The following is a 23180-nucleotide window of genomic DNA, read 5'->3' as shown; positions in this document are numbered from 1 at the left end:
CTGGTTCACCGCCTTTTTCTCACAGGATCGTCCGCGGCTCGTCACGCGGCGGCACGGCGTCCGGGCCGGACTCGGCCGGCGTGTCGGGAATTTCGGCCCGCGCGCGACCAAGCGATTCGGCATAGCCGAGGGCGGCGCCGGCGAGCAGCCAGGTGAAGGGGATCAGCGTCGCGTTCGGCAGCATGTCGATCATGTTCGCGGCGAGGATCAGCGCCAGCGTGCCGGCGTAGGGTGGAATCTCGCCGGCGCCGAGCCGGCGCGCGCGGCGTGCCAGCAGCAGGATCGGCCAGGCGAGCAGACCGAACTCGGCGAAATAGCCGAACCAGCCGAACGTGCCGATGGTGATGATCCAGCGGCCGTCGATCACCGACAGATCCTTGCCGGTCAGTGGATCATAGACCCGGTTGCGCCCCCAGGCGCCCCAGCCGAACGCCGGCCGCTCGCGGGCGCGGTCGAGAAGGCGATTCTCGTTGTTGAAGCGGAAGGCGAGCGAGGCGGCGCGATCCTCGCTGAACGCCTCGGCCTGGGTCAGCATCGCCTTGACCGGCACCAGATCGGCGCCGCGCAGCAGCGGAAAGAACAGCGCCACCAGCGCCATGGCGGCCGCGAGGCGGAGCTGCGCGCGGAAGCTTGCGAAGCGTACGATCGGGACGAGGAGCAGGGCGTAGGCGAGCGAGGCCATGCTCTTGCAGAGCACCAGCAACACGCCGAAATAGCCGGCGGCGAGCATGTGCATCGCGCGCTTCGACGGCTCGGCGCGCCAGAGCGCCACCGCGGAGAGCAGCGCCATCAGCGTGAAGAAGGCGACCCAGAGCGCGTGCGGCAGGAAGACGATCGGCCGGAAGCCACCGTCGCGCATCATCTGGATGAAGTCGTGCTGGAAGAAACCGTAGACCCAGACGTTGATCTGCGGGCTGAGGCGAATCTCGACCAGCATCGGCAGCGAATAGGCGAGCCCCGCCAGCATCAGCGCCAGCACGATCTCGCGTTGCGCCTTTTCGGTCGCCAGCAGCTGGCGCGCGAGGATGAACGGCAGGATGTCGATCGCCTGACCGATCACCGCCGAGATGGAATCATGCGCGCGCAAGCCCGGCAGGCCGCCGACATTGAACCAGATCGGGTCCGAATTGGTCAGCACCGTGGCGACCGGGCTCATGAGAAAGAGCAGCATCAGCACCTTGCCCACCCCCGACTCGGGCAGGAACGGGATGCGCCGGCCGAGCATCAGAACGCAGATGCCGAAGGCGACGAGGTTCGGGATCGAGATCTTGTTGAACGGCGGAATCAGCGGAAAGTCGAAATTCGCCAGCGGCGGCAGGATGAGATAAGCGCCGAGAATCGACCAGATCAGCGCCCGCTCGATCGGCAGTCGTTGATAGAGCACGACCGCGATCATCGGCCAGGCCAGCAGCATCAGATAGGCCAGGGCATTGGGCATCGGCTCGTCGTTTCTCCGTCGTGCCCGCCCTCGGTTCTCCGGGTCCAGCATCCGCGGCGCGCGACGGTGGTCGAATCACGCACTCTCGCATAAGTTGTCAGCCGATGGTGACTAGTGGATTAATGCGACAATGCGCGATCCTGGAAAACTGACCCCCGCTGGCGCGCCGGTGACCGTCGCGACCGGCGTCGGCGCCGTGGTGATCGGCCGCAACGAAGGCCAGCGCCTCGTTGCCTGTCTCGCCTCGCTGGCGGGGAGCGTGGACCGGGTGGTCTATGTCGATTCCGGCTCGACCGACGATAGCATCGCGAATGCCCGGGCGGCCGGCGCCACGGTGGTGCCGCTCGACCTCACGCGGCCCTTCACCGCCGCGCGCGCGCGCAACGAAGGTTTCGCCGCGCTTGGGCCGGTCGCCTATGCGCAGTTCGTCGATGGCGATTGCGAACTGCGGCCGGATTGGATCGCCACCGCCCGAGCGTTTCTTGACGCCCATCCCGATGTCGCGGTCGCCTGTGGCCGGCGGCGCGAGCGGGCGCCCGGGGTGTCGGTCTACAACCGCCTGTGCGACCGGGAATGGGACACGCCGGTCGGTGAGGCACGAGCCTGCGGCGGCGACTCGCTGATGCGGGCGGGCGCCGTCGTGGCGGTCGGCGGCTTTCGCGAGAGCCTGATCGCCGGCGAGGAGCCGGAGCTTTGTCTGCGCCTGCGGGCGAAGGGCTGGAAGATCCGGCGGCTCGATGCCGAGATGACGCTTCATGACGCGGCGATCACCCGGCTCGGTCAATGGTGGCGGCGGACCCGTCGCGCGGGTTTCGCCTTCGCTGAGGGGGCGGCGCTGCATGGCGCGCCGCCCGAACGACACTGGGTGCGCGAGACGCGCCGCGCACTGATCTGGGGGCTGGCCCTGCCGGTCGCGGCGCTGGGGATCGGGCTTCTGTTCTCGCCGCTCGGCCTGCTGCTTTTGCTCGCCTATCCGGCGCAGGTGGTCCGCATGGCCGCGCGGGGAGGGATCGGTGACCGTGCCGCCTGGGAGTTCGCCTTCTTCGGCGTGCTGGGCAAGTTCCCCGAGATGCTCGGCGTGCTGGAGTACCGGATCGGTGTCCTGCTTGGACGCCGCGCCGGGCTCATCGAATACAAGTAGCCTCAGGCGGCGGCGACATTGGCCGTTTCGACCGCGCGCTCGATCGCCCCGAGGATCGAATGGCCGGCGCCGTCGCGCAATTCCACCCGACACCGGTCACCCGGGCCGAGCAACCACCGCCCGATCGCCCGCGATCCGACCACGGTTCCCGCCGGCAAGGCCCGCTCGCGCGCCGCCTGAACGATCAGCGCTACGAAATCCGTGACCGAGGCGCCGACCTCCACCGGCCGGCCGTTCACCTCGACAGCCGGCGGTGTGCTCAGGCGGGAACCATCCCAACCGGCGCCAAGCTCATCCGGAGTCACCGCGACCGGCGAAAAGGCCGCGCCGCCATCCGCCGAGGTCTGAACCAGCGTCACCAGACGGATCGCGGCGGCGGCCTCCGCCGGACCCGCCCCGAGCGCCACATCGCCGAGAATCACCGCGACGCCGGCGGCGACCTCGCCCGCGGTCATGCCGGACCGAGGCATCGCGAAGCCCTCGCTCACGCGCCAGCGCGGCGCGCCTCCATCATCCTCGATCCACTGGTAGGCGCGGGGCAGGGGCGCCATCGCTTCCCGTTCGTGAAACCGGCCGACCGGCTGCGCGCCGGCCTCGACGCCGCGCGCGATCAGCAGGAGGGCCGGGGACACGGCGTCCCAGTCATCCAGCGCGCGCTGCAACGTCGGCGCGAGATGCCGCGCGTCGGAAGCTTGCGTCACATCGCGGCTGACCACCACCAGACGGCCGTCGCGGCCACCATCGCGGAGCGTTCCGAATTTCATGAAATGGTCCTCCCGGGACAGTTCGGCGCGGGCGGGTGTCCCGCCTCGTCGTCGCTTGGCCGAACTCTGGGCCGGCCGCCCGCGCGAAGTCAAGCGGACGGCGAACCGGCCTCCGGGCGATCGCATCTGGCGCTCTACTTCCTGTATCCTTCCCTTCATGGCCTCGACCGTCTGCGACGGTCATTCCGGACATGCCCATAACGGACTCCAAAGGTCCGGGGGATGCGCGCCCCTCGCGCCCTTCGGGGTTTCCTCCGGGCGCGCGGCCGCGCGATCCGCCCGCGGATCGCACGAAAAGCGAGTGCCACGCCAAATGCGATCGCTCTGGAATCAGATCCCGGGACAGTGCCTCGATATTGGCCTCGAATAGGCTTTGAAAGTCGCGCGGCGAATGCCTAATGTCGCGCCATGTCCACCGCGCTCCTCACCCATTCCGATTGCCTCGCCCACGTAACCCCGCCGGACCACCCGGAGCAGGTGGGTCGCCTGCTCGCCGTGCTGGCCGCGCTCGAAGGCGAGGAATTCGCCTATCTGGTGCGGGTCGACGCGCCCTTGGCCGCGGATGCCCAGATCCTTCGCGCGCATCCGGCGGAGCATCTCGCCGCGCTCGTCGCCCAGTCGCCGACACAGGGCCTTTCCTCGATCGACGGCGACACCTTCATCGGCCCCTGGACGCTGACCGCGGCCCGCCGCGGGGCCGGCGCGCTCTGCGCGGCGGTCGACATGGTGATGGCCGGCGAGGTTCGCAATGCCTTCTGTGCCATCCGCCCGCCGGGCCACCACGCGGAGACCCGCACCGCGATGGGTTTCTGCTTCTTCGGCAACGTGGTGATCGGCGCCCGCCACGCGCTCGAGGCGCACGGGCTGGAACGCGTCGGCATCGTCGACTTCGATGTGCATCACGGAAACGGCACGCAGGATCTCGTCTGGAACGATCCGCGCATCTTCTTCGCCTCGACCCAGCAGATGCCGCTCTACCCCGGAACCGGCGCGGCCGACGAGACCGGCGCCTTCGGCCAGATCGTCAATGTGCCGCTGCCGGCGGGCGCGAGCGGCCAGGTGTTCCGCGCCGGGATGCTGTCGCGCGTCCTGCCGGCGCTGGAGGCGTTCAAGCCGCAGATGATCTTCATCTCCGCCGGCTTCGACGCCCATGCGCACGACCCGCTGGCCAATCTCAACCTGACCGAGGCCGACTTCGCATGGGCCACCAACCGACTGTGCGACGTCGCCGATCGCGTCTGCCAGGGCCGCGTCGTCTCGACATTGGAAGGTGGATATGATCTGGGCTCGCTCGCGTCGTCGGCGGCGACGCACGTACGGGCCTTGATGGAACGCGGGTATGGCTGAGGTCGCGGAACTGAGCTTCGAGACGGCGCTGCAGGAACTGGAGCAGGTGGTCGCCCGCCTGGAATCCGGCGACGTGCCGCTCGAGGAATCGATCGCGCTCTATGCCCGCGGCGCGGAGCTGCGCGGACATTGCGAAGACAAGCTCAAGGCCGCCGAGGCGCGGGTCGCGGAAATCACCCAAGGTCCCGACGGTCGGATCGGCGCGCGCCCCGTCGATATCGGCTGACACCATGCAGCCCGATGCCCCGGCCTTCCACGCGCGCCTCGGCGACGCGGCCGCCAGCGTAGAGGCGCTGCTCGAAACGCTGTTGCCGGCGGCCGACACAACGCTCGGGGCGGCGATGCGGCATGGCGCGCTGTCGGGCGGCAAGCGGATGCGCGCCTATCTCGCGATGGAGAGCGCCGCGCTCTTCCGCGTTCCGCCGGCCCAGGCCTTGCGGGCAGCCGCGGCGGTCGAATGCGTCCATGCCTACAGCCTGATCCATGACGACCTGCCCTGTATGGACGATGACGACCTGCGCCGCGGCCAACCAACCGTGCACGTGAAATGGGACGAAGCGACGGCGGTCCTGGCTGGCGACGCGCTTCAGGCGCTCGCCTTCGAGATCCTCGCCTCGCCACAGGGTGCGATTGACCCCAGACTGCAGGTGCGGCTGATCACGCGGCTCGCCCAGGCGGCGGGGGCGATGGGCATGGTCGGTGGCCAGGCGCTCGACATCGCCGCCGAGACCGCGGCCGCGCCGCTCGATCTCGAGCAGATCAGCGCGCTGCAGGGGCTGAAGACCGGGGCGCTCATTATCTGGGCGGCGGAATCAGGCGCGGTGCTCGGCCGGTCCGACATCGCGCCCCTGCGCGCCTACGCCGCCGACCTCGGCCTCGCCTTCCAGATCCGCGACGATATCCTCGATGTCGAGGGCGATCCCGAGGTGACGGGCAAGCGGCTGCGCAAGGACGCCGCGGCCGGCAAGGCGACCTTCGTCTCGCTGCTTGGCATCGACCGGGCGCGCGGGCTGGCCGAGGAACTCGTCGCGCGCGCCTGCGACACTCTGGTGCCCTATGGCTCGGCCGCCGGGAACCTGCGAAACGCCGCCGAGTTCGCCCTGGCCCGCGGCGCCTGAAGGAGACTGGCATGACCGACGGCACCGGCACCGTTTCCGCGCCTCGCACCCCGTTTCTCGACCGTATCGCGGTGCCCGCCGATCTGCGTGGCCTGTCAAACGCCGATCTCGCCCGGGTGGCGGAGGAGTTGCGCGCGGAGACCATCTCGGCGGTCAGTGTGACCGGCGGACATCTCGGCGCCGGACTTGGGGTGGTCGAGCTGACCGTCGCGATCCACGCGGTCTTCAACACGCCGACCGACAAACTGATCTGGGATGTCGGCCATCAGTGCTATCCGCACAAGATCCTGACCGGGCGGCGCGACCGGATCCGTACGCTGCGCGCCGGGGGCGGGCTTTCGGGCTTTACCAAGCGCGCGGAAAGCCCCTACGACGCCTTCGGCGCGGCGCATTCCTCGACCTCGATCTCGGCGGGCCTCGGCTACGCGGTCGCCCGCGATCTTGGCGCGCCGGACGTGGGCGAGGTGGTCTGCGTGATCGGCGACGGCGCGATGTCGGCCGGCATGGCCTATGAGGCGCTGAACAACGCCGGTCACATGAAGGAACGGCTGTTCGTCATCCTGAACGACAACGAGATGTCGATCGCCCCGCCGGTCGGCGCAATGTCCTCCTATCTGTCGCGGATCTACGCGGGCGAGCCGTTCCAGGATCTCTACGCCGCCGCGAAGGGCGCGGTCAGCCTGCTGCCCGGACCCTTTCGCGAGGGGGCGAAACGGGCGCGCGATCTCGTCAAGGCCGCGACCGTCGGTGGACGGTTGTTCGAGGATCTCGGATTTTCCTACATCGGTCCGGTCGACGGGCACGACATGGAACAGCTGCTGTCGATCCTGCGCGCGGTCAAGGCCCGCGCCCACGGGCCGGTGCTGATCCACGCCCTGACCCGGAAGGGCAAGGGCTATGCCCCGGCGGAGCGCGCCTCCGACAAGTACCACGGCGTCGGCAAGTTCGACGTTGTCACCGGCGCCCAGGCCAAGGCGCCCTCGAACGCACCGGCCTACACCAAGGTCTTTGCCCGGAGCCTGATCCGCGAGGCCGAGGCGGACGAACGGATCGTCGCGGTGACCGCCGCGATGCCGGACGGCACCGGCCTCGATCTCTTCGCCGAGCGGTTCCCGAAACGCTGCTTCGACGTCGGCATCGCCGAGCAGCATGGCGTCACCTTCTGCGCCGGCATGGCCGCCGCGGGGATGAAGCCGTTCTGCGCGATCTATTCGACCTTCCTGCAGCGCGGCTATGATCAGGTGGTTCATGACGTGGCGATCCAGCGGCTGCCGGTGCGCTTCGCCATCGATCGCGCCGGCCTCGTCGGCGCGGACGGGCCGACCCACGCCGGTGCCTTCGATGTCGCCTTCCTCGCCAACCTGCCGGATTTCGTGGTGATGGCGGCGGCGGACGAGGCGGAGCTGGTTCATATGGTCGCCACCGCGGCCGCCATCGACGACCGGCCGAGCGCCTTCCGCTTTCCGCGGGGCGAGGGGGTTGGCGTCGAGATGCCGGAGCGCGGCCGGCCACTGGAAATCGGCAAGGGGCGGGTGGTGCTGGAGGGTGCGGGGGTCGCGATCCTGTCCTTCGGCGCCCGGCTCGCGGAATGCCTGAAGGCCGCCGAGGCGCTCGGCGCGCGCGGCATCCGCCCGACCATCGCCGATGCGCGCTTTGCCAAGCCGCTCGACCGCGACCTGATCCTGCGCCTCGCCGCCGGCCATCAGGCGCTGATCACCATCGAGGAGGGCGCGATCGGCGGCTTCGGCAGCCATGTCGCGCAGTTGCTGGCGGAGGCCGGCGTGTTCGACCGCGGCCTGAAATTCCGCTCCATGGTCTTTCCCGACACTTTCATCGACCAGGACAGCCCAGCACGCATGTACGCCGTCGCCGGGATGAACGCCGAGCAGATCGAGGCAAAGGTGCTCGACGTGCTGGACATCGCTCAGATCGGCGGTCGTCGGGCCTAAGTGCCAACGCGAAAAACCTGTTCACTTGACGGAAACGCCCTCCGGGGACCGTTACCCGCGTTCCGCGTCGGGGTCCGGCTCAGCCACGCTGCACCAGGATCGCGCCGCCGAGCACCAGCGCCAGACCGGCCAGCCGCTCGATCGAGACCGGCCGCTCGGCGAGGCCGAGGATGCCGAAATGGTCGCCGAGCGTCGCGCCGATCAGTTGTCCCGCCACCACGCAGACGAAAAACGCCGCGCCGCCGATCACCGGCGCGATCATGATCGCGCCGAGCACGAAGGCGGAGCCGGCGATGCCGGCGAGATAGACCCACCAGGGCACCGGCGCCGTCACCGCCCGCCCGAGGTCGGTGACCCGTCCGGTCGCGGCCAGCAGGAGGAGCGCGCTCAGGAAGGAAACCAGCACCGAGACCGTCGTCGCCGCCAGCGGATTGCCCACCGATCGGGCCAGGATCGCGTTCACCAGCGGCTGGACGGTCAGGAGCGCGCCGAGCAGCGCCGCGATCACGGGATAGATCCAGACGGTCATCATGTCTCCGGGGTTTTGGGGGGTCGCTCACGTTCGTGGGCCGCGCCGCGGTCCGTGTCAACGGTCCGGCATTGACCGGCGCGCCGATGAGGTTGCCTGTGCGCAAGGGGGCCCGATCGGGCTGGTGGCCGCTTTCATGGTGACCGCCAACGGGCAGGCGGCCTTTGCCCATGCCGCGCGCCGCAATCTGATCCTGGAGATCCCGCAACTCGCGCCGTGATGCGCGGCCACTCGCTGCTTGCATTATGATCTCGAAATAGTGAATCCCATACAACACAGCATAAAATTCATGCAATTGTTTAGTGCAGCACGAAAATTGTGCGATGCCGCTTGACCGATTTCGCCCCCGGCCGCAGCCTGAGGCGCGCTTGACGATGGCGGTGGCGGCGCGCCGCGAAGACGCAGGGGGAACCTCCGCGTCCCGTTGAGATGCCTAGAGACGGACGCACGCGCTTCATTCGACGGGACGAGGTACATGATAAGCAAGATCAAGTGTTTGGGCACTTCCGCGGCTTTGGCCGGGGCCCTGTGGGCCGGCGCCGCCTTCGCCCAGGAGGAAACGATCAAGGTCGGCGTGCTGCATTCGCTGTCGGGCACGATGGCGATCTCGGAGACGACGCTGAAGGACGCGGTCCTGATGATGGTCGAGGAGCAGAACGCCAAGGGCGGCCTGCTCGGCAAGAAGCTCGAGGCCGTGGTGGTCGATCCCGCGTCGGACTGGCCGCTCTTCGCCGAGAAGGCCCGTGAACTGATCGCGGCGAACGGGGTCGACGTGGTCTTCGGTTGCTGGACCTCCGTCAGCCGCAAGTCGGTGCTGCCGGTCTTCGAAGAGCTGAATTCGATCCTGTTCTATCCGGTCCAGTACGAGGGCCAGGAGAGCGAGCGCAACGTCTTCTACACCGGCGCCGCGCCGAACCAGCAAGCGATCCCGGCGGTCGACTATCTGATGAACGACGAGGGCGTGGAACGTTGGGTGCTCGCGGGCACAGACTATGTCTATCCGCGCACCACGAACCAGATCCTCGAAGCCTATCTCAAGGCCAAGGGCGTCGCGCCCGAGGACATCATGATCAATTACACGCCCTTCGGTCATTCCGACTGGCAGACCATCGTCTCGGACATCAAGAAGTTCGGTTCCGAGGGCAAGAAGACCGCCGTGGTCTCGACCATCAACGGCGACGCCAACGTGCCGTTCTACAAGGAGCTCGGCAATCAGGGCATCTCGGCCGAGGATATTCCGGTCGTCGCCTTCTCGGTCGGCGAGGAGGAGCTGGCGGGTCTCGACACCAAGCCGCTGGTCGGCCATCTGGCGGCCTGGAACTACTTCATGAGCGTCGATACGCCCGAGAACGCGGCCTTCATCGAGAAATGGCACAAGTTCATCAAGTCGGATGACCGCGTGACCAACGACCCGATGGAAGCCACCTATATCGGCTTCAACATGTGGGTGAAGGCGGTCGAGGCGGCCGGCACCACCGACACCGATCCGGTGCTCGACGCGATGATAGGCGTCGCGGTTCCGAACCTGACCGGCGGCATCGCGTCGATGGGCTCGAACCATCACATCACCAAGCCGGTTCTGATCGGCGAGATCCAGGATGATGGCCAGATCGCAACCGTCTGGGAAACCTCCGGTCTCGTTCTGGGCGACGAATGGTCCGACTACCTGCCGGAATCGGCCGAGCTGATCGCCAACTGGCGCTCGCCCATGTCCTGCGGCAACTTCAACGTCGCCACCGGCAAATGCGGCGGCGCGACGAACTGACCTGAACGATCGTGACGCGCGGACCCCGGAAGGGTCCGCGCTCCTTTCCGATCCCACATAGGTGTTTCCCCGAAACGCCAGTGGATTGTGGCAATTGTTTCAAGCGTCAGTCGCGGAGTTTCCATGCGCTTCCTAGCAGCCGTCGTCATCTGGATCGGGCTCGCCCTGGTGGGGCAGGGTGTCGCCGCCCAGACCCTGGAAGAGCTGGTCCAGCGGCTCCCGGACGGAAATTTCAACGATCGCGCCGAAGTGGTGGCGGAGATCGCCGCCACCACCGACCCGCGCGCCGAGGGTCTGCTCGAGGCGCTCTCCGCGGGTGAGCTTCGGCAACGCACGGCCGATGGCGCGATCCTGCGGGTCACCGGCAAGGGGGGGCGCGCGGTCGGGTTCGATCCGCTGACCGGTGTCGCGCTCGGGCCGGTCGCCGCGCGCAGCACCGAGCCGATACGGGTGAACAACGGGCTGCGCCGGGCGATCCGCGCCGCGATCGGCACGCTGACCCTGATGTCGCCCGATCCGGCGAAGCGGCTCGCCGCCGCCAACGCCGCCTTCCTCGCCGCCGATCCGGAGGCCTTGCCCGCGATCGCCGAGGCTCTGGCGGCGGAGCAGGATTCCGGCGTCGCCAAGACGCTGCGCGAAGCCCAGGCGCTCGCCATGCTCGAATCCGACGCCTCGGCCGCCGACAAGGTGGCCGCCCTCGCCGTGGTGCGGGACAGGGGCGGCAATGACTCGCTGACCGCGATCACCAGATACGTATCGTCCGATCAGCCGGAGGTCGCGGCCGCCGCGACCGAGGCCAAGGCCGAGATCGAGCGGGCGCGGGCGATCTGGGGCGTGGCGCAGAACGTCTGGTTCGGCGTGTCGCTCGGATCGGTTCTGCTGCTCGCGGCGGTCGGCCTCGCCATCACCTTCGGGGTGATGGGCGTCATCAACATGGCGCACGGCGAGTTGATCATGCTTGGCGCATACACAACCTACCTCACCCAGCAGGTTATCCGCACGTATTATCCCGGGCTCTTCGACTGGTCGCTGCTGATCGCGACGCCGCTCGCCTTCCTGGTGGCGGGCGCGATCGGTGTCGGGATCGAACGGGGGATCGTGCGGTTCCTCTACGGAAGGCCGCTGGAGACGTTGCTCGCCACCTGGGGGGTCAGCCTGATCCTGCAACAGACGGTGCGCACCCTGTTCGGCCCGTCGAACCGCGAGGTCGGCAACCCCTCCTGGATGTCGGGCGCCTTCCAGGTCGGCGAGATGACCGTCACCTGGAACCGCTTCTATATCGTGATCTTCGCGCTCGCGGTGTTCCTCGGGCTGCTCCTCCTGTTGAAGCGCACACTGTTCGGCCTGCAGATGCGGGCGGTGACGCAGAACCGGCCGATGGCGGCCGAGATGGGCATCCGCACGGCGAAGGTCGATGCGCTGACCTTCGGCCTCGGCGCCGGAATCGCCGGGCTGGCGGGCGTCGCGCTCAGCCAGATCGACAATGTCTCCCCCAATCTCGGGCAGGCCTATATCATCGACAGCTTCCTCGTCGTGGTGTTCGGCGGCGCCGGCAATCTCTGGGGCACCTTCGCCGCGGCCTTCTCGCTCGGCATCGCCAACAAGTTCATGGAGCCCTTCGTCGGCGCGGTACTGGCCAAGATCCTGATCCTGGTCTTCATCATCCTGTTCATTCAGAAACGGCCTCGGGGTCTCTTCCCGACCCGCGGCCGCGCCGTGGAGGGCTGAGCCATGCGCGCGAGCTTCATCGACAAGCGCATGGGGATCTTCCTCGCGCTGCTGCTCGTCGTCACCGTGCTGGTGCCGCTCGGCAATCTGCTGGCCGAGCCGGGGTCCGGCGGGCATGTGCCGAGCTACATCGTGGCGCTGCTCGGCAAGTATCTCTGCTATGCGCTGCTCGCGGTGTCGCTCGATCTTGTCTGGGGCTACTGCGGTATCCTCAGCCTCGGGCATGGCGCCTTCTTCGCGCTCGGTGGCTATGCCATGGGCATGCATCTGATGCGCGAGATCGGCGACCGCGGCGTCTATGCCAACCCGATCCTGCCCGATTTCATGGTGTTCCTGAACTATACCGAACTGCCATGGTTCTGGCACGGGTTCGACATGTTCTGGTTCGCCTGCGTGATGGTGCTGCTGGTGCCCGGCGCGCTGGCCTTCGTCTTCGGCTATTTCGCATTCCGAAGCCGCGTCACCGGCGTCTATCTGTCGATCATCACCCAGGCGATGACCTACGCGCTGCTGCTCGCCTTCTTCCGCAACCAGATGGGACTTGGCGGCAACAACGGCCTGACCGACTTCCGCGACGTGCTCGGCTTCAGCCTGTCGGCGGACACGACCCGGGTGACGCTCTTCGTCATGTCGGCGGTCGCCCTCGCCCTCGGGCTGCTGCTTGGCCGCGCGATCACCATTTCGAAGTTCGGCAAGGTGCTGCTCGGCGTGCGCGACGCCGAGAGCCGGACGCGGTTTCTCGGCTACCGGGTCGAGCACTACAAGCTCTTCGTCTTCACCGTCTCGGCGATGATGGCGGGGGTCGCCGGGGCGCTCTATGTGCCGCAGGTCGGGATCATCAATCCGGGCGAGTTCAGCCCGGCGAACTCGATCGAAATCGTGATCTGGGTGGCGCTCGGCGGCCGGGCGACGCTGGTCGGCGCGGCGATCGGCGCGCTGATCGTCACCTCGACCAAGAGCTGGCTGACCGGCGTCATGCCGGACGCCTGGCTCTTCGTGCTCGGCGCGATGTTCATCATCGTCACCATCTTCCTGCCGCAGGGCGTGCTCGGCCTGGTCGAGAAAATCGTCAAGCGGCGGGAGAAACCTGAGCCCGAAACGCGGGAGGTCGAGGCGTGAGGGAGACCCAGCTCTATCTGCAGGACGTGCATCGGGCCTTCGACGGCTACAAGGCGATCAACGGCCTGTCGATCGCCATCGCCAAAGGTGAGTTGCGCGCCGTCGTCGGCCCGAACGGCGCCGGCAAGACGACGATGCTCGACATCATCACCGGCAAGACGCGGCCCGACAGCGGGCAGGTGATCTGGGGCGCCGAGACCGATCTGACGCGGCTCGACGAAGCCTCGACCACGCGGCTCGGCATCGGCCGGAAGTTCCAGAAGCCGACGGTATTCGAGACCCACACCGTCGAGGACAATCTGATGCTGGCGCTGGCCGGCGACCGCGGCGTCAAGTCGAGCCTGTTCTTCAAGATCAGCCGGCCGCAGAAGTCGCGGATCGACGAGCTTCTGGAACTCGTGCGGCTGACAGGCGCGCGCCACCGCCTCGCCGGCAGCCTCAGCCACGGCCAGAAGCAGTGGCTCGAGATCGGCATGCTGCTGGCGCAGGAGCCGCTGCTCCTGCTGGTCGATGAGCCGGCCGCCGGCATGACCGACGCCGAGACCATGCGCACCGCCGAACTGCTGCGCGGTATCGCGGGCGAACGGTCGGTCGTGGTGATCGAACATGACATGGATTTCGTGCGGGCGCTGGACTGCAAGGTCACGGTGCTGCATCGGGGCGCGGTTCTGGCGGAGGGGTCGCTCGACCATGTCTCGGCCAACCAGGAAGTGATCGAGGTGTATCTTGGCCGCTGAGAAACTGAGCATCACCGGCCTTGATCTCTATTATGGCGCGGCGCAGGCGCTGAAAGGCGTCTCGCTCGACGCCGAGGTCGGGCAGGTGACGTCGATCCTCGGGCGCAATGGCGTGGGCAAGACCTCGATGCTGCGCGCCGTTTCCGGCCGACAGGGCATCCGGAGCGGCCAGATCCTCTGGAAGGGCAAGGATATCAGCAAGCTGCGGCCCGACGCGCGCGCCCAGCTCGGCGTGGCGACGGTGCCGCAGGGGCGCGAGATCTTCCCGCTGCTGACGGTGAAGGAGAATCTGGAAACCGGCTATGCTCTGCTGCCCCGCGGCCAGCGCAGGATTCCGGACACGGTATTCGAGCTCTTTCCGGTGCTGGCCGAGATGATGGGCCGGCGCGGCGGCGACCTCTCCGGTGGCCAGCAGCAGCAGCTCGCCATCGGGCGGGCGATGGTGACCAATCCGAGCCTGCTGCTGCTCGACGAGCCGACGGAAGGGATCCAGCCCTCGATCATCAAGGACATCGGCCGGGCGATCGCCTATCTGCGCGATCAGGGCACGATGGCGATCGTCCTGGTGGAGCAGTTCTTCGATTTCGCGGTGGATCTCGCCGACCGGATCGCGGTGATGGACCGCGGACGCATTGTTCTGGCGGGCAAGACCTCCGAGCTGGACGAAAACGAAGTGCGCCGCTGGATGACGGTCTGACGCCTGGGCCCCGCGGCGAGGGCGGTGCTCCCTGGGATCCGAGCGTCACCGTCCCGAAATGACCGGGGATCAGGGCGGACAGGGTTCCCGCGGACAGCGCCGTCGCGGCGCGGAGCGCGAGCCCGCGCGTCACCCTGGCCGCTGACCAACGCCGCGTGGCCGATCGCGATGATGACGAAGACCGGCGCGATGATGGCAGGCGCATGGAGCGGCATGTGTCCCGTTTCCTGGCCCGCGAGGGATCGGATGCCCCGCGCTCCTCCTTGTTCGCCGCGGCGCGGACGCGCCACCGCGCGGAAGTCAGGCAACGCATCGTTCGGATGGCGGACGGCGGCGCCGGAAATCCGCCGTCGGCGCGTCTCGGCGCGGAATCCCCAAAGAAGCATGGTGCGCTGCAATCTTTTGTGAAACGTTAACCCTCGAGTTTCGCCGGAGCCGTATCCAGACATGTCGATCAAGGCCAGCATCTACCACCTCACCCACTACAAGTATGATCGCCCCGTCACGCTCGGACCGCAGATCATCCGCCTGCGGCCCGCGCCGCATTCGCGTACCCGGGTGATCTCCCATTCGCTGCGCGTCAGTCCGGCTGGTCACTTCGTCAACCACCAGCAGGACCCCTACGGCAACTGGATGGCGCGGTTCGTCTTCCCCGAGCCGGTCACGGAGCTGAAGATCGAGGTCGATCTCGTCGCCGACATGACGGTCTACAATCCCTTCGACTTCTTCGTCGAGGAAAGCGCCGAGCACTGGCCGTTCGAATATCCCGAGGACATCCGGCCCGATCTCGAGATCTATCGCCGGCCCGAGCCGGTCGGCCCCATGTTCCGGGCGTTTCTCGACACCATCCCGCGCGACCGGGCGCGGACCGTCGATTTCGTCGTCGGGCTGAACGCCCGTGTCGCCAACACCGTCGGCTACGTGATCCGCATGGAGCCCGGGGTCCAGACGCCGGAGGAGACCTTCGAGCGTGGCACCGGATCGTGTCGGGATTCGAGCTGGCTGATCGTGCAGACCCTGCGCAACCTCGGCCTCGCGGCGCGGTTCGTCTCGGGATATCTGATCCAGCTGAAGCCCGACCTGATCTCGCTCGACGGCCCCGCCGGGACCGACCATGACTTCACCGACCTGCATGCTTGGTGCGAAGTCTATCTGCCGGGCGCGGGCTGGATCGGGCTCGACCCGACATCGGGCCTCCTGACCGGCGAGAGCCACGTGCCGCTGGCGGCGACGCCGCATTTCCGCAACGCGGCGCCGATCTCGGGGATGGCGAGCTCGGCCAATGTCGAGTTCGATTTCGACATGAAGATCAACCGCGTGGCCGAGCATCCGCGGATCACCAAGCCCTATTCCGACGAGGCCTGGACGGCGCTGAACAATGTCGGCCGCAAGGTCGACGCGGCGCTGGTCGCCGGCGATGTGCGCCTGACCATGGGTGGCGAGCCGACCTTCGTCTCGATCGACGATTTCGAGAGCGGCGAATGGAACACCGACGCCGTCGGCCCGAACAAGCGCGCGCTCGCCGACGAGCTGATCCGGCGCCTGCGCGACCGGTTCGCGCCGGGCGGCTTCCTGCACTACGGCCAGGGCAAATGGTACCCGGGCGAGACGCTGCCGCGCTGGACCTTCTCGCTCTACTGGCGGCGCGACGGCAAGCCGATCTGGCACGACGCCGAGTTGATCGCCGCGGAAGGCAAGGAGACCGGCGTCGGCCCGGACGAGGCGGAACGGTTGCTGATGGGCATCGCCGACGCGCTCGGCGTCGAGTCGGAGCTCGTCACGCCCGCCTTCGAGGATCCCGCGACCTGGATCCTGAAGGAAGCCTCCCTGCCGGAGAATGTGACGCCCGAGAACAGCGAGCTCGAGGACGCCGAGGAGCGGCACCGGATCAGCCGTGTGTTCTCCCGCGGCCTGACCGCGCCGAGCGGCTTCGTGCTGCCGATCCAGCGCTGGCAATCCAAGGCGAACCCCTCGCACCGCTGGCGGTCGGAGCGCTGGCGGCTGCGGCGGAAGTATCTGTTCCTGGTGCCGGGCGACAGCCCGGTCGGCTATCGCATTCCGCTGAGTTCGCTGCCCCACGTGCCGGCGTCCTCCTACCCCTACACCAACATCGCCGATCCGACGGTACCGCGCGACCCGCTGCCCGAGCCGCGGGTCGCCACGCCGATCGTTCGCCCGCAGGCGACGGCGCGCTTCACTGCCTCGGAGCCGACCCAGGACCGGATCGAGCAGGTGATCGGCGAGCTCGACGGCGCCGTGCGCACCGCGCTCAGCGTCGAGCCGCGCGACGGCCGGCTCTGCGTTTTCATGCCGCCGGTGGAGCGGGTGGAGGACTATCTGGAGCTGGTCGCGGCGGCGGAGACCTCGGCCAGGGCCCTTGGCCTGCCGGTGCATATCGAGGGCTACGCGCCGCCGCACGATCCGCGGCTGAACGTCGTCCGCGTCGCGCCCGATCCGGGTGTGATCGAGGTCAACATCCATCCGGCGAACAGCTGGGAAGATTGCGTCGCGATCACCGAAACGGTCTATGAGGAGGCCCGCGCGAGCCGGCTCGGCGCCGACAAGTTCATGATCGACGGTCGCCATACCGGCACCGGCGGCGGCAATCATGTCGTGGTCGGCGGCGGCACCACGCTCGACAGCCCGTTCCTGCGCCGGCCGGATCTGCTGCGCAGCCTGATCCTGCACTGGCAGCGGCATCCGTCGATGTCCTACCTGTTCTCCGGCCTGTTCATCGGCCCGACCAGCCAGGCGCCGCGCATCGACGAGGCCCGCCACGACGGTCTCTACGAGCTGGAGATCGCCATGGCGCAGATGCCCGCGCCGGGCATGGGCGTGCAGCCGCTGCCCTGGCTCGTCGACCGCCTGCTGCGCAACCTGCTGGTCGATGTCACCGGCAATACCCACCGCGCCGAGATCTGTATCGACAAGCTCTATTCGCCCGATGGTCCGACCGGGCGCCTCGGGCTGGTCGAGTTCCGCGGCTTTGAAATGCCGCCGGATGCGCGCATGAGTCTGGCGCAGCAGCTCATGATCCGCGCATTGATCGCCCGCTACTGGCAGAGCCCGGCGAGCGGCGACCTCACCCGCTGGGGCACCGTGCTGCACGACCGGTTCATGCTGCCACACTATGTCTGGCAGGACTTCCTCGACGTGTTGCGCGACCTGACCGCGCATGGTTTCGAAATGCGGCCCGAGTGGTTCGAGGCGCAGGCCGAGTTCCGCTTCCCGTTCTGCGGGGAAGTTCAGTACGAGGGCGTCAATCTCGAGCTGCGCGCCGCGCTCGAACCCTGGCACGTGCTGGGCGAGACCGGCGCGATCGGCGGCACCGTGCGCTACACCGACAGCTCCACCGAACGGTTGCAGGTGAAGCTGACCACGACCGACCCCGAGCGCTACACCGTGACCTGCAACGGACGGCGCCTGCCGCTCCGCGCCACCGAAACCGGCGGGGTCGCGGTCGCCGGCGTGCGCTACAAGGCCTGGCAGCCGGCGCAGGCGCTGCATCCCGTGCTGCCCGTCAACGCGCCGCTCACGTTTGACATCTACGACAGCTGGAGCGGGCGGTCGCTCGGCGGCTGCGTCTATCACGTGGCCCATCCGGGCGGGCGCAACTACGACACCTTCCCGGTCAATGGCAACGAGGCCGAGGCGCGGCGGCTGGCGCGGTTCGAGCCGCTCGGCCATACGCCGGGCTATTTCGCGCCGCCGCTCGAAACCCCGAACCCGGCGTTCCCGATGACGCTCGATCTGCGCAGATCGCCGGGATACTGAGGCATGGACGTCCGCAGCCTCGCGGCCGGCCCTCCGGCGTTGCTCGCCGGATACCGGCCGCTTCCCGGGGTCGCGGACGAACTCATGGATCCGTCGGGCCAACTCCGGCCGGTCTGGCGCCAGTTGATCCAGCATCTGACGACGATCCCCCCGGACGAACTGGCCGGCCGTTTCGCCCGGGGCGACCAGTATCTCCGTGACGCCGGCGTCTTCTTCCGTCAGTACGGCGACACCATCTCGACGGAACGCGCCTGGCCGCTGGCCCATGTGCCCGTTCTGATCGAGGAGGCGGAGTGGCGGCGCATCGCCGACGGCCTGATCCAGCGCGCCGACCTGCTGGAGACCGTCGTCGCCGATCTCTACGGTGCGAACCGGCTGGTCAGCACCGGGCAGTTGCCCGCGTCGCTGATCGCGCGCAGCCGGGAATGGCTGCGGCCGCTGGTCGGCATTCCGCCGCGCGGCGGGCACTATCTGCATTTCCTCGCCTTCGAGCTCGGCCGCGGGCCGGACGGGTCCTGGTGGGTGCTCGGCGACCGGACCCAGGCCCCTTCGGGCTCTGGCTTCGCGCTGGAGAACCGGGTCGCGACCGCCCGGGTCTTCTCCGACATTTATGCCGAGGCGCATGTCCACCGACTGGCCGGCTTCTTCCGCACCTTCCGCGACGCGCTGCAGGGGCTGACCTCGGATCCCGACTCGCGTGTGGCGATCCTGACGCCGGGGCCGCTCAACGATACCTATTTCGAACATGCCTATATCGCCCGCTACCTCGGATTCATGCTGCTCGAGGGCGAGGACCTGACCGTTTCGCAGGGCAGGGTAATGGTGCGGACCGTCGCCGGTCTTCGCCCGGTGACCGTTCTCTGGCGCCGTCTCGACGCGGCCTTCGCCGACCCGCTGGAACTCGATTCAAGCTCGCGACTGGGCACCCCCGGCCTCGTCAACGCCGTGCGTCGGGGCAATGTCACCCTGGTCAACGCCCTCGGCTCGGGCGTGCTGGAGACGCGGGCGCTGCTGGCCTTCCTGCCCCGTATTTCGCTTGCGCTCCGCGGCGAGCCGCTGGCGCTGCCGAACATCGCGACCTGGTGGTGCGGGCAGGCGGCGGAGCGCGCGCATGTCCGCGCCCATGCCGACCGGATGATGATCGGCTCGGCCCTCTCGACACGGCTGCCGTTCGATATCGACGAGACGACGGTGCTCGGCGACCACTTCCGCGGCCGAGCCCGCCCCTCGGTCGATGCGTGGCTCGAAGCGGACGGCCCGGGCCTCGTCGGGCAGGAGGCCGTGACGCTTTCCACGACGCCGGCGCATGTCGACGGCCAGCTGGTGCCGCGTCCGATGAGCCTGCGCGCCTTCCTCGTGCGCACACCGAGCGGCTGGCAGGTGATGCCCGGCGGCTTCGCCCGCATCGGCCGCACGCCGGACGCGACCGCGATCGCCATGCAGCGTGGAGGCTCCGCCGCCGACGTCTGGATCGTCAGCGAGAAACCGGTGGAGAGCATCTCGATGCTTCCCGCCCCGGTCGGGCCATATGCCCGCGTCCGGCCCGGGGTGCTACCCAGCCGCGCCGCCGACAATCTCTTCTGGCTGGGCCGCTATGTCGAACGGGCGGAGGGCATGATGCGCCTCCTCCGCGCCCATCATATCCGCCTCGCCGAAACGGCTGATCCCGAGGCGCCCCTCATCGCCCATCTCGCCGAGCATCTGGAGGCGAGTGGCGTCGACACGTCCGAGGGTATTCCTTCCGGCCTGCAATGGACGCTGAGCGCGGCGATAACCAGCGCGAGCCACGTGCGCGACCGCTTCTCGACCGACGGCTGGATGGCGCTGAACGATCTCGCCCGCACCACGCGCAAGATGGCGGCCACGGTCACCCCCGGCGATGACACCGCGCGCGCGATGGGTGTCCTTTTGCGCAAGATCACCGGCTTCTCGGGTCTCGTGCACGAAAACATGTACCGGTTCACCGGCTGGCGCTTTCTTATCATCGGCAGGTCGCTGGAGCGGGCGATGGCGATGGCGAGCGCGATTTCCTGGCTCGGCAAGCCCGACGCACCGGACGGCGCGCTCGATCTCGCGGTCGAGATCGGTGACAGCGTGATGTCCCACCGCCGCCGCTACGCGGTCTCGACCACGCGCGACACGGTGGTCGACCTGCTCGCGCTCGACATCATGAACCCGCGCTCGGTACTCTATCAACTGACGGAGTTGCGCGATCAGGCCGCCTTCCTGCCCGGGGCCGAGGTGAACGGCCAGCTGTCGGAATTGTCGCGCGCCGTGCTGCGGACCCACACCTCACTCGCGGTCCAGACGCCCGACACGCTGGACGAAACCAGCCTGCTGACCTTGAGGCTTGAGATCGGCGATCTTTCCGAACTGCTTTCCAAGACGTATCTCAGCTAGGTCATGCTGTACGACATCGGCCTGCGCATCACCTACAGCTACGACCGCCCCGCCGTCGGCGGCCGCCACCTGCTGCGGCTGATACCCGCCGACCTGCCCGGCGTCCAGCGCCGCGTCACCTCCTCGCTGACGGTCGAGCCGCGGCCGGCGGAACGGTCCGACATGGTCGATTTCTTCGGCAACAACAGTGTCGAGATCGTGTTTCGAGATACCCATGACGAGATCGAGTTCCGCGTCGCCGCCCGCGTCGACCGGATGGGCGAGGCGCCGGGCTTCGACATATCGCCCGCGCTTGGACGGCTGGCCGAGGAGATCGCGGAATATCGCGGTCTCGACCCGGATTCACCGCTGCATTTCCTCGGCCCGAGTCCACGCGCGGCCCCGACGCCGGAGATGACCGCCTACGCGGTCGAGAAGCTGCGGCCGGGCATGACGGCGATGGACGCGGTCCGGGCGGTCGGCATGAGTCTTTACGAGGACATGGAGTTCGATCCGGAGGCGACGACGGTCGAGACACCGGCGACCGAGGCGTTTGCCCGACGTCGCGGTGTCTGCCAGGATTTCGCCCAGATCATGATCGCCTCCCTGCGCGGCATCGGCGTTCCGGCCGGCTATGTCAGCGGCTTTCTGCGCACCAATCCGCCGCCCGGCAAGGCGCGGCTCGAGGGCGCCGATGCGATGCACGCCTGGGTCCGCGCCTGGTGCGGGCGCGAGAGCGGCTGGATCGAGTTCGATCCGACCAACGCGCTGATCGTCGGTACCGATCACATCGTGATCGCCCGCGGCCGCGACTATGGCGACGTCTCGCCGGTCCGTGGTATCCTGCGCATCGCGGGTGAGCAGACCAGCGAGCAGGCGGTGGACGTGATCCCGGTCGGAGACTGAGCCTCGCGCGCGATGTGAGAAAAGGTCTCGATCTTGTTGGCAAGAAAATATTTCAGCCTTTTGGCGCGATTCCTGTGCCTCGCCTTGACGCTGCTGCCCCTCGGCGCCGTCGCCGAGAATCTGGTGCCGCCGCCCGAGACGACGACGGCGATCGCCGCGCGCCGGTCGGTCTCCGCGAGCGAGATCATGATCGCGACGGCGAACCCGCTGGCCAGCGAGGCGGGGTTCGCGGTTCTCCAGGCCGGAGGCTCCGCCGCCGACGCCGCGGTCGCCGCGCAGATGATGTTGAACCTCGTGGAGCCGCAAAGCTCGGGCATCGGCGGCGGGGCATTTCTCGTCTATTGGGACGCCGAGACAGAGACGCTGACCAGCTACGACGGCCGCGAGACCGCGCCCGCCGCTGCGACACCCGACTATTGGCTCGGGCCTGACGGTGCGCCAATCCCGTTCCGACAGGCGGTCGCCGGTGGTCGTTCGGTCGGTGTGCCGGGCACGCTGAAGGTGTTCGAACTGTTGCACACGGCGCACGGCCGGCTACCCTGGGCGGATTTGTTCGAGCCCACGATCGACAAGGCCGAAGCGGGCTTTCCGATCTCGCGGCGCCTCGCCACGGCGATCGCCGACGCGCCCGACCTCGCAGATTTCCCGGTGGCCCGCGGTTACTTCTTCCATACCGACGGCACGCCGAAGCCGGAGGGCGAAATCCTCGCCAACCCGGATTTCGCCGCGACCTTGCGCGTGATCGCGGCGGAGGGCAGCACGCCGTTCTACGAGGGTCCGATCGGTGCCCGGATCGTCGAGGCGGCGCGGACGGCGGTCAATCCGGGAATGATGACGCGGGCCGATCTCGCCGCCTATCAGGCGAAGGAGCGGATTCCGGTCTGCCTCGACTACCGGGTATGGGAAGTCTGCGGCATGGGGCCGCCGAGTTCCGGCGCGCTGACCGTCGGCCAGATCCTCGGCATCCTCTCGGCCTTCGACCTGACCGCGATCGGCGACACGCCGCAGGCGGCGCATCTCTTCATCGAGGCCTCGAAACTCGCCTTCGCCGACCGCGCCCGCTACATGGCCGACGCGGATTTCGTCGATATGCCGACGGAGGGCCTGCTCGATCCCGCCTATCTCGGCGCGCGCGCCCGGCTGATCGATCCGCTACGCACCATGGGCGTCGCCACCGCCGGTGAACCGCCGCGGGAGCATCCCGAGGAATTCACCTCCGACCGTCCGCGGCCGCGCAAGGGCACATCGCAACTGGTCATCAAGGATCGGTTCGGCGACATGGTCACGGCGACCACCACCATCGAGACCGGCTTCGGCAGCCGGGTGATGGTGGACGGCTTCCTGCTCAACAACGAGATGACCGATTTCTCCTTCGTTCCCGAGGAGAACGGCGTCCCCGTTGCCAATCGCGTCGAGGGCGGCAAACGCCCGCGTTCCTCGATGGCGCCGACGGTAGTGTTGCATCGCGGCGCGCCGGTGCTGCTGACCGGCTCACCCGGCGGGGCCAACATCATCCCCTATGTCGCGCAGGCGCTGATCGCGATGCTCGATTGGAACCTCGATCCTCAGGTTGCCATCGACCTGCCGCATGTCGTCAACCGCAACGGTGATACCGAGGTCGAGGAGGGGCCGGAGGCGGCGGCGCTGATCGCCGCGCTCAGTGCCCGCGGCCATGTCGCCGAAGCGGCTGATCTCAATTCCGGGCTTCAGGTGATCCAGATCGACGGGCCGCTGCTGCGCGGCGCCACGGACAAGCGCCGCGAAGGGCTTGTCCTGGGAGAGTGAGCCC

General features: G+C 68.2%; 17 protein-coding genes. 14 read left to right on the top strand and 3 right to left on the bottom strand.

The genetic code is table 11. The features are described from left to right. Positions 1–19: 19 nt before the first annotated feature. A complete protein-coding gene (locus Q0480_RS13845) occupies positions 20–1438 on the bottom strand; it encodes a hypothetical protein (protein WP_299133783.1) in 1419 nt (472 codons plus the stop codon). A 130-nt stretch (positions 1439–1568) separates the two neighbouring features. Between Q0480_RS13845 and Q0480_RS13840 the strand changes: the two genes are divergently transcribed. Beyond that, positions 1569–2579 (top strand): glycosyltransferase, encoded by a 1011-nt coding sequence (locus Q0480_RS13840; RefSeq protein ID WP_299133782.1) that lies wholly within the window; start codon positions 1569–1571, stop codon positions 2577–2579. A 2-nt stretch (positions 2580–2581) separates the two neighbouring features. Here the strand turns inward: Q0480_RS13840 and Q0480_RS13835 are convergent, their stop codons facing one another. Beyond that, positions 2582–3343, bottom strand: coding sequence for a fumarylacetoacetate hydrolase family protein (locus tag Q0480_RS13835; protein ID WP_299133780.1), 762 nt, complete (start codon positions 3341–3343; stop codon positions 2582–2584). 408 nt (positions 3344–3751) lie between these two features. Here Q0480_RS13835 and Q0480_RS13830 point away from each other — a divergent pair, with 408 nt between their 5' ends. The 4 genes from Q0480_RS13830 to dxs are packed head-to-tail and all read left to right on the top strand — an operon-like array spanning position 3752 to position 7757. Further along, positions 3752–4690, top strand: coding sequence for a histone deacetylase family protein (locus tag Q0480_RS13830; protein ID WP_299133778.1), 939 nt, complete (start codon positions 3752–3754; stop codon positions 4688–4690). After that, positions 4683–4916 carry an exodeoxyribonuclease VII small subunit gene (locus tag Q0480_RS13825; RefSeq protein WP_299133776.1) on the top strand — a complete coding sequence of 78 codons (234 nt, stop codon included), beginning with the start codon at positions 4683–4685 and terminating at the stop codon, positions 4914–4916. The genes Q0480_RS13830 and Q0480_RS13825 overlap by 8 nt, the downstream gene beginning before the upstream one ends. Positions 4917–4920: 4 nt before the next feature. After that, positions 4921–5808: a farnesyl diphosphate synthase gene (locus Q0480_RS13820; RefSeq protein WP_299133775.1), complete on the top strand. Its 888-nt coding sequence runs from the start codon at positions 4921–4923 to the stop codon at positions 5806–5808. Positions 5809–5819: 11 nt separating this feature from the next. Next, on the top strand, positions 5820–7757 hold the full coding sequence (gene dxs, locus Q0480_RS13815) for a 1-deoxy-D-xylulose-5-phosphate synthase (RefSeq protein ID WP_299133773.1): 1938 nt from the start codon (positions 5820–5822) through the stop codon (positions 7755–7757). A 79-nt stretch (positions 7758–7836) separates the two neighbouring features. Here the strand turns inward: dxs and Q0480_RS13810 are convergent, their stop codons facing one another. Continuing rightward, positions 7837–8286, bottom strand: a complete 450-nt coding sequence (locus Q0480_RS13810; RefSeq protein ID WP_299133771.1) for a DMT family transporter — start codon at positions 8284–8286, stop codon at positions 7837–7839. Between the two features lie 475 nt (positions 8287–8761). Between Q0480_RS13810 and urtA the strand changes: the two genes are divergently transcribed. The 9 genes from urtA (at position 8762) to ggt (ending at position 23176) form a co-directional block, all read left to right on the top strand. After that, on the top strand, positions 8762–10051 hold the full coding sequence (gene urtA / locus Q0480_RS13805) for an urea ABC transporter substrate-binding protein (protein WP_299133769.1): 1290 nt from the start codon (positions 8762–8764) through the stop codon (positions 10049–10051). 123 nt (positions 10052–10174) lie between these two features. Beyond that, positions 10175–11779, top strand: coding sequence for an urea ABC transporter permease subunit UrtB (gene urtB / locus Q0480_RS13800; protein WP_299133768.1), 1605 nt, complete (start codon positions 10175–10177; stop codon positions 11777–11779). 3 nt (positions 11780–11782) lie between these two features. Further along, complete coding sequence (urtC, locus tag Q0480_RS13795) at positions 11783–12898, top strand: urea ABC transporter permease subunit UrtC (RefSeq protein WP_299133767.1); 1116 nt, start codon at positions 11783–11785, stop codon at positions 12896–12898. Next, positions 12895–13635, top strand: a complete 741-nt coding sequence (gene urtD / locus Q0480_RS13790; protein WP_299133765.1) for an urea ABC transporter ATP-binding protein UrtD — start codon at positions 12895–12897, stop codon at positions 13633–13635. The genes urtC and urtD overlap by 4 nt, the downstream gene beginning before the upstream one ends. Further along, entirely contained in the window at positions 13625–14332 is a 708-nt protein-coding gene (gene urtE, locus Q0480_RS13785) for an urea ABC transporter ATP-binding subunit UrtE (RefSeq protein WP_299133764.1), read from the top strand. The genes urtD and urtE overlap by 11 nt, the downstream gene beginning before the upstream one ends. A gap of 447 nt (positions 14333–14779) precedes the next feature. Further along, positions 14780–18106 carry a DUF2126 domain-containing protein gene (locus tag Q0480_RS13780; RefSeq protein WP_299133763.1) on the top strand — a complete coding sequence of 1109 codons (3327 nt, stop codon included), beginning with the start codon at positions 14780–14782 and terminating at the stop codon, positions 18104–18106. Positions 18107–18109: 3 nt separating this feature from the next. Continuing rightward, complete coding sequence (locus Q0480_RS13775; RefSeq protein WP_299133762.1) at positions 18110–20506, top strand: circularly permuted type 2 ATP-grasp protein; 2397 nt, start codon at positions 18110–18112, stop codon at positions 20504–20506. 3 nt (positions 20507–20509) lie between these two features. Continuing rightward, entirely contained in the window at positions 20510–21391 is an 882-nt protein-coding gene (locus Q0480_RS13770; protein ID WP_299133761.1) for a transglutaminase family protein, read from the top strand. Positions 21392–21427: 36 nt separating this feature from the next. Beyond that, positions 21428–23176 (top strand): gamma-glutamyltransferase, encoded by a 1749-nt coding sequence (gene ggt, locus Q0480_RS13765; protein ID WP_299133760.1) that lies wholly within the window; start codon positions 21428–21430, stop codon positions 23174–23176. The last annotated feature ends 4 nt before the right edge of the window (positions 23177–23180 follow it).

Origin of the sequence: uncultured Amaricoccus sp. (assembly GCF_937891315.1) — a bacterium.
In the GTDB taxonomy this organism is placed as follows: Bacteria; Pseudomonadota; Alphaproteobacteria; order Rhodobacterales; family Rhodobacteraceae; genus Amaricoccus.
The sequence above is the reverse complement of the archived record's forward strand: the minus strand, read 5'-3'. Positions and strand labels throughout refer to the sequence as shown.

Bases quoted from the DNA above. Each gene is read 5' to 3' on its own strand.
- Q0480_RS13820 (WP_299133775.1), top strand. From the start codon at position 4,921: ATGCAGCCCGATGCCCCGGCCTTCCACGCGCGCCTCGGCGACGCGGCC.
- Q0480_RS13845 (WP_299133783.1), bottom strand. From the start codon at position 1,438: ATGCCCAATGCCCTGGCCTATCTGATGCTGCTGGCCTGGCCGATGATC.
- dxs (WP_299133773.1), top strand. From the start codon at position 5,820: ATGACCGACGGCACCGGCACCGTTTCCGCGCCTCGCACCCCGTTTCTC.
- Q0480_RS13775 (WP_299133762.1), top strand. From the start codon at position 18,110: ATGGACGTCCGCAGCCTCGCGGCCGGCCCTCCGGCGTTGCTCGCCGGA.
- Q0480_RS13770 (WP_299133761.1), top strand. From the start codon at position 20,510: ATGCTGTACGACATCGGCCTGCGCATCACCTACAGCTACGACCGCCCC.
- urtA (WP_299133769.1), top strand. From the start codon at position 8,762: ATGATAAGCAAGATCAAGTGTTTGGGCACTTCCGCGGCTTTGGCCGGG.
- urtB (WP_299133768.1), top strand. From the start codon at position 10,175: ATGCGCTTCCTAGCAGCCGTCGTCATCTGGATCGGGCTCGCCCTGGTG.
- Q0480_RS13780 (WP_299133763.1), top strand. From the start codon at position 14,780: ATGTCGATCAAGGCCAGCATCTACCACCTCACCCACTACAAGTATGAT.
- Q0480_RS13835 (WP_299133780.1), bottom strand. From the start codon at position 3,343: ATGAAATTCGGAACGCTCCGCGATGGTGGCCGCGACGGCCGTCTGGTG.
- urtC (WP_299133767.1), top strand. From the start codon at position 11,783: ATGCGCGCGAGCTTCATCGACAAGCGCATGGGGATCTTCCTCGCGCTG.
- Q0480_RS13840 (WP_299133782.1), top strand. From the start codon at position 1,569: ATGCGCGATCCTGGAAAACTGACCCCCGCTGGCGCGCCGGTGACCGTC.
- Q0480_RS13830 (WP_299133778.1), top strand. From the start codon at position 3,752: ATGTCCACCGCGCTCCTCACCCATTCCGATTGCCTCGCCCACGTAACC.
- Q0480_RS13825 (WP_299133776.1), top strand. From the start codon at position 4,683: ATGGCTGAGGTCGCGGAACTGAGCTTCGAGACGGCGCTGCAGGAACTG.
- Q0480_RS13810 (WP_299133771.1), bottom strand. From the start codon at position 8,286: ATGACCGTCTGGATCTATCCCGTGATCGCGGCGCTGCTCGGCGCGCTC.